This is a genomic window from Streptococcus sp. CCUG 71758, assembly GCF_011714815.1.
Taxonomy (GTDB): domain Bacteria; phylum Bacillota; class Bacilli; order Lactobacillales; family Streptococcaceae; genus Streptococcus; species Streptococcus halitosis.
This window is the reverse complement of sequence record NZ_RXXO01000007.1, coordinates 38943-52412: the sequence shown is the minus strand read 5'-3', so window position 1 is coordinate 52412 and position 13470 is coordinate 38943. Positions and strand designations below refer to the sequence as shown.

Below are 13470 nucleotides of genomic sequence, written 5' to 3'. Positions count from 1 at the left end.
TTCAACTCTTTCTATTATACCTACTTTTCCTACTTTGTCAAGATCTTTTTTCCTCTTTACCGAAATTCTGAAAAGATAAGGGAAAGTTCTCTCAGGAGAGCTTTACGTCCTCTAAAGACTTCTCCTCCCATGAGACGGTCTATTAACTCTTGTTTTTCCATACTCTGCTTTGATTTGTAATTCTTTAGAAGTTCGTGAAAGAGATAATAATCGTCTAGCCTGAGTCCTTTTTCTCCTAGGCGATGACTAATCTCACTCACCTCTTCATAGGGTTCTTTGTCAAAACGTCGCTTGTGGCTTTCCTGTTTACGGATGTAATCTAGAATACGATTTCTAAATTTTGTTTTAAAGCAGACATAAAGTCGATGGCGCTCGCCCTCTAATAACTCTGGATTACGGCTCACCAGCTCATACAGGCATAACATGCCTTCCTGATCCCAGTCCTCTTTCTCCCACAGATGCAAATGATAATCTTTGCGACACTTATGGACGATTCCCTTCGTTTCTTCGTATAGTTCTTTCAGATTCATAGACCTCTCCTTTCTGCATTTAGTTTAGCAAAATGCACGAACCCATGGGTCTACTTCCTCTATTCTATACTTCTTCCTCCCTCAACGGCACATAAAAAGAGAGGTTAAGCCTCTCTGGGGTTATAATTCTGCAATTTGGTTGAGATTCACTTCTGCAATCGTATCATTACCAAACATAGAGATAATCATCTTCACTTTGTTGTTATCAATTTCAGTAATTTTCCCTGTGTAGTCTGCAAAAGCGCCATCAATAATGCGGACTGTCTGTCCAACTTCAACGTCAATATCGAACTCTTGAACAGTTTGTCCCATTGAAACCAAGATATCACGGATTTCTTGTTCCAATAGTGGAGTTGGTTTTGATCTGTTCCCGTGTGAGCCGACGAATCCTGTTACGTTCGGTGTGTTTCGAACGACGAACCATGCTTCATCTGTCATGACCATTTCTACAAGGACATAACCTGGAAAGCGATTCTCTTCAACTTCCTTTTTCTTTCCATTTTTCTCAACTTGCACGGTTTGTGTTGGAATCTCAACGCGTAGAATATTATCCAACATGTTATACGTTTGCGCACGTTGCAATAGATTTTCTTTTACCTTATTTTCATAGCCAGAATAAGTTTGTAGAACAAACCATCCTTTGTCAAAACTATCCATGATATTTCCTTTCATAATAGAAGAAATTAGCAGAAGCTCTCTGCCTTTCTTCTAAAAAATGTTAATAAATCGAATCAAACCTGAAACAATCAACTGGTCAAAAATGTAAATGATGACCACAAAGAAGGCTGTGTATTCCATAATAGAGCGAAAATCTCTCCAGCTTTCCTTGCGAGTTGGCCACGTTGTTTCTTTAAGAAGTTTAAAAATATCCTTAATGAAGCCCATCGTTCTCTCCTATCTCGTTTCTCTATGTGTCGTATATTTCCCACAATGTTTACAAAATTTATTTACTTCTAGTCGTGTTGGCTTGGGGTTCCCACTAATTTTGATTGAGTAATTCCTTGAACCACAAACTGCACAAGCTAGGCTTGCTTTTTTTAGTGCCATAACGCCTCCATCTTATCTATTATAACAAGAAACCTAGGCTTTGACAAGCCTCTTAACGAAATAGATTAAAGATTGAGTCCCATATTGTCTGGGCTTTTTCTTTTATTTTAGCTTCTGAAATCGCACGTCCTGCTTCATCTACAAGATTTTGTGCACGACTACGAATATCTCCTATCGGGTCCTCAGACTGGTTTGTCTCATTTTCAACAACTTGCTTTTTCGTATTTTCTGGTTCAATACCATTTTGTTTATAAGCATTCTCAACTGTAAAAGTGCTACCTGGAGTGTATGGCAAAATGGTATTAGCCATACTTCTAAAGACATGGGCTGCTCCATTTGAGGTCGAACCTGCTAGATAATGGTTCTCATCCGTCGTCGGGAAGCCGAGCCAGTGGGTAATTACCACATCTGGAGTATAACCAATCACCCACTGGTCACTAGTATATACTGAATTAAAAGCAGCCTCAGTAGTACCCGTCTTTCCAGCCATAACATAATCTGTTGGCGACGAACTAATTCCTGTACCATTGGTAAATGTTCCTAGCATCATACTGGTCATTTTATCAGCTACAGACTTATCAATCACTCGTTTTTGGGAGTTTTTATGGCTCTTGATGACCTGACCACTGGCATTTTCAATACGAGTGATAAAATGCGCTTCAGGCATCAAACCTTCATTAGCAAAGGTTGCATAGGCTTGCGCCATCTGGAGAGGATTCGTCTCTACGCCTCCACCGAGAGCGACTCCAAGAACTCGATCAACATTTTCCATATTCAGGCCAAATCTCTCCCCAGCGTCAAAAGCTTTGTCAATACCTAATGCATTTACAGTCGCAACTGCCGGTAAATTGAGTGATTCAGCCAAAGCCTGATACATAGGTACTTCAGGAGAAGTCTTAATCCCTGCATAATTGTCCACTTGATAACTATCATACTGCATCGTATGATTATCCAATTGCTTGTTTAAGGCCCATCCTGCTTCTACCGCAGGCGTATAAACCACTAAAGGTTTGATAGTTGAACCTGGGCTACGCTTAGACTGAGTGGCATAGTTGAAATTGCGGAAGCCTGGTTTGTCATCGCCAGCTACGCTACCAACAACGCTACGCACCCCACCTGTTTTAGGCTCTAAAGCAACACTACCTGATTCAGCATGTGTTCCGTCTTCTGCCTTTGGAAATAGTGAGGTATTTTCGTAAACAACCTGCATGTTGGCTTGGTAGTTTTGGTCAAGTTCTGTATAGATTCGATAGCCGTTGTTGACAATTTCCTCTTCTGTGAGATTGTACTTGGAAACGGCTTCGTTGACAACTGCATCAAAATAAGACGGGTAACGATAATCCGAAATCTTCCCTTCATACTTATCTTGCAGTTGAGAAGCCATATCTGCTCCAGCTGCTTCGGTCTCTTGATTTTTATCAATATAACCCGCTGCAACCATATTTTGCAAAACAGTATCCCTACGGTTGGTTGAAGTTTCAACAGAATTTAATGGATTATACAATTCTGGCCCCTTGAGCATCCCTGCTAGAGTTGCCGCCTGATCAAGCGTTAGTTGTGAAGCCGATACACCGAAATATTTCTTACTTGCATCTTCAACACCCCACACCCCATTTCCAAAATAGGCGTTATTGAGGTACATAGTAAGGATTTGCTCCTTACTGTATTTCTTGGTCAACTCTAAGGCAAGGAAAAACTCCTTGGCCTTCCGTTCAACGGTTTGATCCTGAGACAGATAGGCATTTTTTGCCAACTGTTGAGTGATGGTGGACCCCCCTCCAGAACGACCCGCTGTAAGGATGGCTAGAAAGAAACGACCGTAGTTAATCCCATCATTTTTATAAAAGGAACGGTCCTCTGTCGCGACGACAGCATTTTGCAAGTCTTTACTGATGTCTGTCAGTTCAACATAGGTCCCCTTTTGACCGGACAGGGCCCCCGCCTCTTTTTCTTCGCGGTCAAAAATCAGAGTTCGCGTTTTCAAGGCATTTTGCAAATCATTGACATTGGTAGACTTGGCTATCGCAAATAGGTAGGTTCCCACAAGCAAGCCAGCGCTTAACCCTAAAATGATGACGATTTTTGTCAGATGATAACGACGCCAAAATTTCCGAATTGGCCCTACTTGTGACATTTTTTTTCTATCGCTCCGAGAACGACGCATGCTAGTAGAATCAGACTCCGCCGATTCATTCGTTTCTTTTTTAAAGAGAGAAAGAAACTTCTCAAATAATTTATCTAATTTCATGCGTTTATTTTATCATCTTCACCATGGGAACTCAAGAATTTAGCTACTCCCTATCCAAATAGGACTTTTTTTGTTACAATATCTGTATGCAATTCACATTTACATTACCCGAATCCCTGCCTCAAATGACGGTCAAACAATTTCTAGAGGAACAACTCCTCATCCCTAGAAAAATCCGTCATTTTTTGAGAACCAAGAAGAACATCTTAATTAACCACGAAGAAGTTCACTGGAACGAGATGGTGAAGCCAGGGGATATTTGCCAATTGACTTTTGACGAGGAAGATTATCCCAAAAAGGAAATACTTTTGGGAAATCCAGACCTCGTTCAAGAGGTTTATCAAGACCAACATCTCATTATCGTCAACAAGCCAGAAGGAATGAAAACGCATGGGAATCAACCCAAGGAGATCGCCCTTCTCAACCATGTCTCTGCCTACGTTGGGCAAACTTGCTATGTCGTTCATCGTCTAGATATGGAAACCAGCGGGCTAGTGCTTTTTGCTAAGAACCCTTTTATCCTGCCCATCCTCAATCGCTTGTTGGAGAAAAAAGACATCGCTCGCGAGTACTGGGCACTCGTAGAAGGACGAGTAGAGAGTAAAGAACTTATCTTTCAAGATAAAATTGGCCGTGATCGACATGATCGCAGAAAACGAGTAGTAGATCCCAAAAATGGGCAATATGCTGAAACGCATATCAGTCGATTAAAGCAATTCCCAAACAAAACAGCTCTTGTCCGTTGCAAGCTAAAGACCGGTCGAACGCATCAGATTCGTGTTCACCTCTCTCATCACAAGCATCCTATCTTGGGCGACCCTCTCTATAATAGTAAATCAAAAGCAAGCCGGCTTATGCTTCACGCCTTTCGCCTTTCTTTTACCCATCCACTCACCTTAGAAAAATTGAGTTTCACTGTTCTATCGGATACTTTTGAAAAAGAATTAAAAAAGAATGGATGACATTATCATCTATTCTTTTATCTATACAAAAAAGCAAGGCCAGAAAGCCTTGCTTTTTTATCGACTCAAGAATTATTTAGCGATTTTTGCAAAGTATTCAAGAGTACGAACAAGTTGTGAAGTGTAAGACATTTCGTTGTCATACCATGAAACAACTTTAACCAATTGTTTACCGTCAACGTCAAGAACTTTAGTTTGAGTTGCGTCAAACAATGAACCGAATGACATACCTACGATATCAGAAGATACGATTGGATCTTCAGTGTAACCGTATGATTCGTTAGAAGCTGCTTTCATAGCTGCGTTTACTTCATCAACAGTAACGTTCTTATCAAGAACTGCTACCAATTCAGTTACAGAACCTGTTGGAACAGGAACACGTTGAGCAGCTCCGTCCAATTTACCGTTCAATTCAGGGATAACCAAACCGATTGCTTTAGCAGCACCAGTTGAGTTAGGAACGATGTTAGCTGCAGCAGCACGAGCACGGCGAAGGTCACCTTTACGGTGTGGTCCATCAAGAACCATTTGGTCACCAGTGTAACCGTGGATAGTAGTCATCAAACCTTCAACGATACCGAAGTTGTCATGAAGAGCTTTAGCCATTGGAGCCAAACAGTTTGTAGTACATGAAGCACCTGAGATAACTGTTTCAGTACCATCAAGAATATCATGGTTAGTGTTAAATACAACTGTTTTAACATCTGATCCACCAGGAGCAGTGATAACAACTTTCTTAGCACCACCAGCGTGCAAGTGTTTTTCAGCAGCTGCTTTAGTAGCAAAGAAACCAGTTGCTTCAAGAACGATTTCTACACCGTCGTTAGCCCAGTCGATTTGTTCTGGATCACGTTCAGCAGAAACTTTAACGAATTTACCGTTAACTTCAAATCCGCCTTCTTTAACTTCTACAGTACCGTCGAAACGACCTTGAGTTGTATCGTATTTCAACAAGTGTGCAAGCATCACTGGATCTGTAAGGTCGTTGATGCGAGTAACTTCAACACCTTCTACGTTTTGGATACGGCGGAAAGCAAGACGACCGATACGTCCGAAACCGTTAATACCAACTTTAACTACCATTAGTGATTTCCTCCTTATGAAAATCATGAAAATTTTATTGTGAAAAGAGTAACTTGAATCACTACAAATCACCTTTCAACACACCTATTATATAACTATTTGAGTTTAATTGCAAGTATGGGCGTCGATTTTCTCTGTCAGTTTCTTTTTGATAAACTTCTTTCCCTACTCATAGCGTAAGGATTCCACTGGATCCATTTTACTAATCTTACGTGCTGGGAAGTAGGCTGAAATATAGCCAAGAAACAAAGCAAAAATAAGAGTTCCTGAAACGGAGAGAAGATTTAATTCAAAAACTTTAGAGATAGACGGATAGAAATGGTGGACAATAATATTCGCTAGGCTTCCTAGCCCTTGTGCAATGATAAAGGCTATTAGCAAGGCGATCCCTACAATCCAAAGAGCTTCGTAGATAAAGATTCCTTTCACATCTCTATTTTGATAGCCAACCGCCTTCATGACACCAATTTCCTTAGAACGTTGCATGATATTGATGTAAATAATGATCCCTATCATAACTGCTGCCACCACAATCGCTTGTGAAGAAAGCACAATCAGTAATCCCTGAATGACACGAATAAAGGTAATCACAATATCAAGAACGGCCTGTTGAGAAAGAACTGTATACTTCTTATTTTTCTGCAATTCTTCTATTACTGTTTTCGTACGAGAAGGATCTTTAAGTTCCAGAATAAAATAGGATACAGCCTTTGTAAATTCAGCTTCTTTTAAAATAGTTTCCATCTGGTTGGAAGCCATGAAACTATTGCTATCCTCTGCATCATCTTCGTCATTGATGACACGCACAATATGAGTTTGAAAACCTGCCAACTTGCTACCTTCAGCAGCATTTTCTACAATGGTTGCTGAAACTGGCTTGCCAATAACATCACTAGCTGTCAGATTTTCCCCTGTTTGTTCATTCCAATTTTTGAGCAAACTCATCGGAATCGTCAATCCCTGCTCGTTAACATCCGTATAAAGAGTGCCTGCTAACACTTTTTCTTTTTCATTGCTACTAACAGAAATACTTGTATCTTCATACAAACTCACGACTTGAGCATAAGAAGGCATAGATTGGCTAAATTCTACTTCGTGTCCGTCCATGCTAATCTTTGACATGGTCATGCCAAAAGGACTTTCTAGATATTTAATATTTTCTTTCCCAATCGTATCCACGATATAGTTCTTATCATCTTGGTTCAAAAAACCTCTGCCAGCAACACTAGAATTCAGCGCAATCTGAACTTGGGAAGGGAGCTTCCCCCCGTTGGTATTTTCATCAATCATCGAAATCAAGGCATTTCCTAGCCCAAACGAAACCAATACACCTACAAAACCAATCGAGGTCGCTACTGCAATCAGCAAGTTACGCCACTTTCTTTCCAAAAAGTTACTTAAAGAAAGTTTGAATTTGTTTTTAAAGGACAATCCTTTATTTTTTGACTTCTTCAACGACTTCACCATCCTTCATTTTGATAATCACATCTGCATATTCAGTAACCTCTGGGTTATGAGTAACAATCAGTACTGTTTTCCCAGCTTGGGCCAAATTTTTGAACACTTCTAAAACCATCTCTTGAGATTGAGAATCGAGCGATCCAGTTGGTTCATCAGCTACAATCATATCTGGTTGGTTTACCAGAGCACGCGCAATGGCTACACGTTGTTTTTGTCCACCAGAGAGCTGTTTAACATTCTTAGCCATAAAAGGCTCCATCCCTAAATTATGAAGTTGTTCTTGGGCTATTCTTGTCATTTCTTTATCCGATAAATCTTTGACATAGAGAGGCAACTTAACATTATCCAAAACAGATTGATGGGGGATGAGATTGAAGTTTTGAAAGACAAACCCAATGTTGTCTTTGCGAAATTGCGTCAATTCAACCTCTGACAATTCCTTGAGAGACTCTCCTTTAAAGTCTAAAATTCCCTCGTACTCCCTATCTAAACCGCTGATAATATTTAATAGACTGGTTTTTCCACATCCTGACGGGCCATAAATCGCAGTGATTTTCCCTTCAGCAATTTGCAGGTTAATATTCCTTAGAGCCTGCTCTTTATTATTCCCATCCAAGGCGTAAAATTTTGAAATATTTTTAATGGATAAAATGGACATTACAATCTCCTTTAATCACTTGTGATATCGTGTACCGATACAAACTAAAATAAACAATGCTAATATAAATTAATCTAACAGAATCAGATTCAAAAAAATTCCTTCTTTTTTCGAATCCATTTTAACAAAAAAGCGACATTCCCCCAATGACAGAAATGTCACTCCTATAAACTCTTTAACGATATCTTTCTAGATCCTCAGCCCATTCATTGTCTAAACTAACGATTAACTGCTCATTACCAAACATCCTTGCCATCATTTTTGCTTCTTCATACTTTTGTTTGGCTGTTTCATAATCCATCTGAATATAATATTTCCACTCCACCATCAAGACAATTGGTTGTTTTTGAAAATCTCGTGTTTTCTGTCCTATTTTATTTAAGGTCTCAACTGCTCTCTTAAAATAATGAAACAGCCCCATAATTTCTATACAAGCTAAAGAAGCTAACAAGGAATCTCTAAGCAAGTCCAAACAATCGAACTCTATCTTATCAACCTGAGAAATTAGTTTGTCATGAAAACAAAGAATGGTTTCATGCTCAGATTCTTTTATCTCACCCACATTTAAACCATCCATTAACTGACAGTTGAAATACAGTCTCAATTTCAAAAAGTCCTCGGCTTTATATACATCTCTGGATAGTAAGTCTTGAAGACCGCCCTCAATCACACTACTTCCGTATAAGGAATTACTAGTCGCCCTCACCTCATCTATAGCTTGAAGACAATCCACTATCACTTTCTCATCACGTGGCAAATCATCATAAAAACATTCAAAAATCTCATCAAAATATTCTTCCTTTCGTTCCTGCAACTCTTTGTCTCCATAGTCAGGATGATGAAGAAGAAAGTATTTTAATTCTTGGTAACGCTTGGGTAATTCCTTATAGTCTGGCATCAGAATATAGGTTGGAATATCTAGCCTATTCGCTATATATTCTAGTGTTTTTATCGTAGGACGAAATTCTCCTTTCTCGATGCGGACCAACTGACGGACTGATAATTCCGACTCATCTCCACAAAAAACTGGACGACTAAGCCCTTTCTCCTCTCTAAGGCGTCTTACCTTTTCCCCTAAATCATTCATCTCTTACATTTCTCCCTCGGCTCGATACAAAAACTTTGATATTCAAATAACTATATGCGCTTATTATAACATTTTTCAAGAAAATGTACAAAAAAAGAGACAGGATCACTCCTGCCTCTAGGCTGATAAACAATTATTTGCGACGTCCTGGTCGTTCTGCATAACCATAGTAAGCATCTGCCATGATTTCTTCCATGTCAGCTACCATTGGCAAGCGTGGGTTTGCAGGTGAACATTGGTCTTCGTAAGCAAGTAAGGCAATTTCATGCAAGCTGTCTTTCCAAGCTTTTTCATCAATTCCAAAGCCTTTGAAGTTCATTGTGATTCCAACTGCTTCACCAAGATCGTAAACTGCTTTGGCATAAGCTTCAACCGCTTCTTCTGGTGTTGAGCAAGGAAGACCTAGCATACGAGCGATATCTTGGAATTTTTCATCAGCTTTCCAGTAATTGTACTTAGGCCATGTTGTAGTTTTAGATGGACGAGTTCCATTATAACGGATAACATAAGGAAGTAAAATAGCATTTGTACGTCCGTGAATGGTGTGGTGAACAGCACCAATCTTATGCGCCATTGAGTGACTCATTCCAAGGAAGGCATTTGCAAAGGCCATACCAGCCATTGTAGAGGCATTATGCATCTTTTCACGGGCTTCTGGGTCAGCTGTTTTTACAGATTTTTCCAAGTATTTGAAGACTAACTTGATGGTTTGAAGAGCAATACCATCTGTATAGTCATTGGCAAAGTTAGAAGTATAAGCTTCAGTTGCGTGTGTCAAGACATCCATACCTGTGTCAGCAGCAATAAATGCTGGAACAGATTCTACCAAAGCAGGGTCAACAATTGCAATGGTTGGTGTCAAAGCGTAGTCAGTGATTGGGTATTTCCGGTTGTTTGCCTTGTCAGAGATAACTGCAAACGGTGTTACTTCTGAACCTGTACCAGATGTTGTTGGAATACCGATATATTGTGCTTTCTTACCAAGTGATGGGAATTTGAAGGCACGTTTGCGGATATCCATGAATTTTTGAACGAGGTCACCGAAGTCAACGTCTGGCTGTTCATAGAACATCCACATACCTTTAGCTGCATCCATTGGTGAACCACCACCAAGGGCAATGATAGTGTCTGGTTCAAACGAACGCATTACTTCAACACCACGACGAACTGTTGTGATATCTGGATCTGGTTCAACATCTGAGAAGACTTGAATCGTGACTTTGTTTTTACGAAGATTCAATTGGTCAATCACACGTTGTACAAAACCGAGTTTTTCAATTGATTTATCGGTAACAATCATGACACGTTCGATACCTTCGCAAGTTTGAAGGTATTGGATTGAGTTACGTTCGAAGTAGATTTTTGAAGGAACTTTAAACCATTGCATATTATTTCTACGTTTTCCTACTTTCTTGATGTTAAGAAGGTTGATAGCGGATACGTTATCACCAACTGAGTTGTGTCCATATGAACCACATCCAAGTGTTAATGATGGAATGAAGGCGTTGTATACATCACCGATACCACCAAAGGTAGATGGAGAGTTCCAGATAATACGCATTGCCTTTATTTCCGTACCGAAACGTTTTGCAAGAGCTTCGTCTTTTGTATGGATAGCAGCTGAGTGTCCTAGACCATTAAATTCAACCATTTGACGAGCTTTTTTAAGTCCATCTTCAGTATCTTCAGCTTTCAAAACTGCAATAACAGGTGATAATTTTTCACGAGTCAATGGTTCTTTAATTCCAACTTCTGCACATTCAGCAGCCAAGATATTTGTACCTTCTGGTACTTTGAATCCTGCTTGCTCAGCAATCCATGCTGCTGGTTTACCAACAATATTTGGGTTCAATTTTGCACCAGCGCAGTTCTTGCTGTTAGCTTTTGCACCAAAACAGAATTCTTCCAAAAGCGCTTTTTCTTTCTTGTTGACAAAGTAAGTGTGATATGATTTGAATTCTTCTACAAATTCGTCATACACTTCTTTATCAATGATAACCGCTTGTTCTGATGCACAGACCATCCCATTATCAAATGATTTAGACATAACGATGTCATGAGCAGCTTGACGAAGGTCAGCAGATTTTTCGACATAGGCAGGAACGTTTCCGGCACCTACCCCAAGAGCTGGTTTTCCACATGAGTATGCAGCTTTAACCATGGCATTCCCACCAGTTGCGAGGATAGTCGCAACACCTTCGTGGTTCATAAGCGCTCCAGTTGCTTCCATAGATGGCTCTGTAATCCATTGCACACAGTTTTCAGGTGCACCGGCTGCGATGGCTGCATCACGAACGATTTGTGCAGCATGAGCAGAAGATTCTTGAGCTGATGGGTGGAAGGCGAAAACAATTGGGTTACGTGTCTTCAAAGCAATCAATGATTTGAAAATCGCTGTTGAAGTTGGGTTTGTTGTTGGAGTGATACCACAAATAACTCCGACCGGCTCCGCAATCTTCGTCAAACCTGTAATTGGATCATCTTCGATAACTCCAGCTGTTTTAACTCCACGCATATTGTTCACTACGTGTTCACAGGCAAATAGATTTTTTGTCGCCTTATCTTCAAATACACCACGACCAGTTTCTTCAACTGCGTGTTGTGCAAGGATACCGTGCGCATCAAGTGCTGCAACAGACGCTTTTGCTACGATGTAGTCAACTTGCTCTTGGTTCAACTTGCGCATTTCATCAAGCGCAACCAAAGCTTTTTTCACGAGACCGTCGACATGCTTTTCAGCAGCAAGTTGTTTTTCCTCTGGTGTTACTGTTTTTTTATCAGCCATATTATCCTCCATAGCCTTTAAGGATGTTATCCTTTGTTAATTTTTTCACAAGTTCATTATAACTCTTTTTTTATACTTTGTAAACAGTTTCATAAGCATTTCACAAAGAAATTTCTTAAGTTTGTGAATTTTTTCTCAACCCACCTGTGCAATAGAGTTTTATCTGGATGATTGTGAAATTATGAAAAATATTTTTTTATTTCACAAAGTTTTTCTAGTTGATAGTTATTTACCGAATTTAATCACAGAAAGCGCTTTCTTTCTCGCTTTTAAAAATAGCCTCCTCATCTGGAGACTACTGTTTTTGTTGGAAAACGCCTTGTTTAAAGGTTCCTTCATAGACAACTTCTTGCTCTGTCGTCAACTTTCCTTGACCTTCAGCCTGGCCATTTACAAAATCACCTTCGTATTTCCAGCCATCTTTTGATTGGAACGTTCCTTTTCCATTAAAGGCTCCATTATTGAAATCACCTGTATATTGGTCCCCATTTTCAAAGGTCAAGGTCCCCTGACCATTCATTTTCCCTCGTACCAAGGTGCCATCATAAACAAGGGTACCGCCATCAAGTGTCAGGGCACCCTTTTTAGGTGTATTTAGTAGAAATACTGAAAGGGCACAGAGTGCAATTACGACTACTGCAATGAACTCTAGCCTAGGGCGAGTTAGGTAAACTCTATACTTTTCATAGATTTGTTTAAGCTTTTCCATTGTCACTCTCATTTTCTAATCGATCTAGCCAGCTTCGACATCCACTTGTGATGCGAGCATAGGTTTCCTCAAAATCTCCTGTATACCAAGGATCTGGAACACTTTCAGATGCAAAAGGGTAGATCTTATGTTGCAATTCCTGAGGACACATTTGACGCAGATCTGAAACGTTTGAAGCATCCATACCGATAATGTAATCAAACGATTCAAAATCTTCTCTACAAATCTGGAGTGATGTTTTGTCTTTGTCATAAGGAATCTGATACTGCCGGAAAATCCCCTGCGTTCCCTTATGAATCGGATTACCATGTTCCCATGATGACGTTGCACGGCTCTCGACTTGGTAATCGCTCGTCATGGATTTCATCACAAACTCTGCCATGGGGCTACGGCAGATGTTTCCTAAGCACACAAATACTATTTTTCTCATCCCTTTTCCTCTTACTTCATAGAAAAACGGGAGTGACAGGTCCCGTTTTATTCTTCGATTGCTCCGCTTTCATCAACAACTGTTCCTTCTGGTGTCACAGCTTCTTTGAGTGGCAACACTGTCTTGATAGCAGCCAATTCAAAAGTCAAATAAACGCCATCTACATCAAGTACGATTGTTCTCTTCTCAGTATCTACTTCATCCACTGTTCCGTAAAGGCCGCCAATTGTAATAACTTCATAGCCTTTTTGAAGTTTATTTAAGCTTTCCATACGCTTTTGAGCTTGTTTCTTTTGAGAACGTTGCATAAAGAACATCAAGGCCATCATACCTACAAGCATGATTAAAAAAGTAATATTTGGATTCATTGTTTTCTCCTTTGTATTTTACATAGGACTACTATATCAAATTTCAGCTACTTTTACAAGATTGTGCCTTGTTTTTATGGTTATAAAAAATCAGAGTTTTCA

General features: G+C 39.8%; 14 protein-coding genes. 1 reads left to right on the top strand and 13 read right to left on the bottom strand.

All coding sequences use genetic code 11. The features are described from left to right. Positions 1-56: 56 nt before the first annotated feature. The 5 genes from EKB01_RS08990 to pbp2a all read right to left on the bottom strand — a co-directional run bounded on the left by EKB01_RS08990 (position 57) and on the right by pbp2a (position 3825). Positions 57-530, bottom strand: a complete 474-nt coding sequence (locus EKB01_RS08990) for a transcriptional regulator (RefSeq protein WP_084970845.1) — start codon at positions 528-530, stop codon at positions 57-59. A gap of 120 nt (positions 531-650) precedes the next feature. Beyond that, positions 651-1187, bottom strand: a complete 537-nt coding sequence (gene nusG / locus EKB01_RS08985) for a transcription termination/antitermination protein NusG (protein ID WP_000376732.1) — start codon at positions 1185-1187, stop codon at positions 651-653. A 51-nt stretch (positions 1188-1238) separates the two neighbouring features. Then, complete coding sequence (gene secE / locus EKB01_RS08980) at positions 1239-1415, bottom strand: preprotein translocase subunit SecE (RefSeq protein WP_000505776.1); 177 nt, start codon at positions 1413-1415, stop codon at positions 1239-1241. 9 nt (positions 1416-1424) lie between these two features. Further along, the gene (rpmG, locus tag EKB01_RS08975) at positions 1425-1577 is read right to left on the bottom strand and encodes a 50S ribosomal protein L33 (RefSeq protein WP_001809375.1); all 153 of its coding nucleotides are present in this window, start codon (positions 1575-1577) and stop codon (positions 1425-1427) included. A 52-nt stretch (positions 1578-1629) separates the two neighbouring features. Continuing rightward, positions 1630-3825, bottom strand: a complete 2196-nt coding sequence (pbp2a, locus tag EKB01_RS08970; protein ID WP_167266675.1) for a penicillin-binding protein PBP2A — start codon at positions 3823-3825, stop codon at positions 1630-1632. Positions 3826-3911: 86 nt separating this feature from the next. Between pbp2a and EKB01_RS08965 the strand changes: the two genes are divergently transcribed. Continuing rightward, positions 3912-4787 (top strand): RluA family pseudouridine synthase, encoded by an 876-nt coding sequence (locus tag EKB01_RS08965; RefSeq protein WP_333558144.1) that lies wholly within the window; start codon positions 3912-3914, stop codon positions 4785-4787. A 72-nt stretch (positions 4788-4859) separates the two neighbouring features. Here EKB01_RS08965 and gap read toward each other — a convergent pair whose 3' ends face one another. From gap to yajC, 8 genes are all read right to left on the bottom strand, one after another. Beyond that, positions 4860-5870: a type I glyceraldehyde-3-phosphate dehydrogenase gene (gene gap / locus EKB01_RS08960; protein WP_000260673.1), complete on the bottom strand. Its 1011-nt coding sequence runs from the start codon at positions 5868-5870 to the stop codon at positions 4860-4862. Between the two features lie 165 nt (positions 5871-6035). Beyond that, a complete protein-coding gene (locus EKB01_RS08955) occupies positions 6036-7337 on the bottom strand; it encodes an ABC transporter permease (protein WP_167266673.1) in 1302 nt (433 codons plus the stop codon). Next, positions 7306-7989: an ABC transporter ATP-binding protein gene (locus EKB01_RS08950; RefSeq protein WP_033585165.1), complete on the bottom strand. Its 684-nt coding sequence runs from the start codon at positions 7987-7989 to the stop codon at positions 7306-7308. The genes EKB01_RS08955 and EKB01_RS08950 overlap by 32 nt, the downstream gene beginning before the upstream one ends. A 175-nt stretch (positions 7990-8164) precedes the next feature. Then, positions 8165-9076, bottom strand: a complete 912-nt coding sequence (locus EKB01_RS08945; protein ID WP_167266670.1) for an XRE family transcriptional regulator — start codon at positions 9074-9076, stop codon at positions 8165-8167. Between the two features lie 133 nt (positions 9077-9209). After that, a complete protein-coding gene (gene adhE / locus EKB01_RS08940; RefSeq protein WP_167266667.1) occupies positions 9210-11861 on the bottom strand; it encodes a bifunctional acetaldehyde-CoA/alcohol dehydrogenase in 2652 nt (883 codons plus the stop codon). A 295-nt stretch (positions 11862-12156) separates the two neighbouring features. Next, positions 12157-12570 carry an MORN repeat-containing protein gene (locus EKB01_RS08935; protein WP_167266664.1) on the bottom strand — a complete coding sequence of 138 codons (414 nt, stop codon included), beginning with the start codon at positions 12568-12570 and terminating at the stop codon, positions 12157-12159. Then, complete coding sequence (locus EKB01_RS08930; protein WP_109289436.1) at positions 12557-13000, bottom strand: low molecular weight protein-tyrosine-phosphatase; 444 nt, start codon at positions 12998-13000, stop codon at positions 12557-12559. The genes EKB01_RS08935 and EKB01_RS08930 overlap by 14 nt, the downstream gene beginning before the upstream one ends. A 47-nt stretch (positions 13001-13047) precedes the next feature. Continuing rightward, positions 13048-13368, bottom strand: a complete 321-nt coding sequence (yajC, locus tag EKB01_RS08925) for a preprotein translocase subunit YajC (protein ID WP_001069056.1) — start codon at positions 13366-13368, stop codon at positions 13048-13050. Between the last annotated feature and the right edge of the window lie 102 nt (positions 13369-13470).

Bases quoted from the DNA above. Each gene is read 5' to 3' on its own strand.
- pbp2a (WP_167266675.1), bottom strand. From the start codon at position 3,825: ATGAAATTAGATAAATTATTTGAGAAGTTTCTTTCTCTCTTTAAAAAA.
- EKB01_RS08955 (WP_167266673.1), bottom strand. From the start codon at position 7,337: ATGGTGAAGTCGTTGAAGAAGTCAAAAAATAAAGGATTGTCCTTTAAA.
- EKB01_RS08965 (WP_333558144.1), top strand. From the start codon at position 3,912: ATGCAATTCACATTTACATTACCCGAATCCCTGCCTCAAATGACGGTC.
- EKB01_RS08935 (WP_167266664.1), bottom strand. From the start codon at position 12,570: ATGGAAAAGCTTAAACAAATCTATGAAAAGTATAGAGTTTACCTAACT.
- EKB01_RS08950 (WP_033585165.1), bottom strand. From the start codon at position 7,989: ATGTCCATTTTATCCATTAAAAATATTTCAAAATTTTACGCCTTGGAT.
- adhE (WP_167266667.1), bottom strand. From the start codon at position 11,861: ATGGCTGATAAAAAAACAGTAACACCAGAGGAAAAACAACTTGCTGCT.
- EKB01_RS08945 (WP_167266670.1), bottom strand. From the start codon at position 9,076: ATGAATGATTTAGGGGAAAAGGTAAGACGCCTTAGAGAGGAGAAAGGG.
- nusG (WP_000376732.1), bottom strand. From the start codon at position 1,187: ATGGATAGTTTTGACAAAGGATGGTTTGTTCTACAAACTTATTCTGGC.
- EKB01_RS08990 (WP_084970845.1), bottom strand. From the start codon at position 530: ATGAATCTGAAAGAACTATACGAAGAAACGAAGGGAATCGTCCATAAG.
- gap (WP_000260673.1), bottom strand. From the start codon at position 5,870: ATGGTAGTTAAAGTTGGTATTAACGGTTTCGGACGTATCGGTCGTCTT.
- yajC (WP_001069056.1), bottom strand. From the start codon at position 13,368: ATGAATCCAAATATTACTTTTTTAATCATGCTTGTAGGTATGATGGCC.
- EKB01_RS08930 (WP_109289436.1), bottom strand. From the start codon at position 13,000: ATGAGAAAAATAGTATTTGTGTGCTTAGGAAACATCTGCCGTAGCCCC.
- rpmG (WP_001809375.1), bottom strand. From the start codon at position 1,577: ATGGCACTAAAAAAAGCAAGCCTAGCTTGTGCAGTTTGTGGTTCAAGG.
- secE (WP_000505776.1), bottom strand. From the start codon at position 1,415: ATGGGCTTCATTAAGGATATTTTTAAACTTCTTAAAGAAACAACGTGG.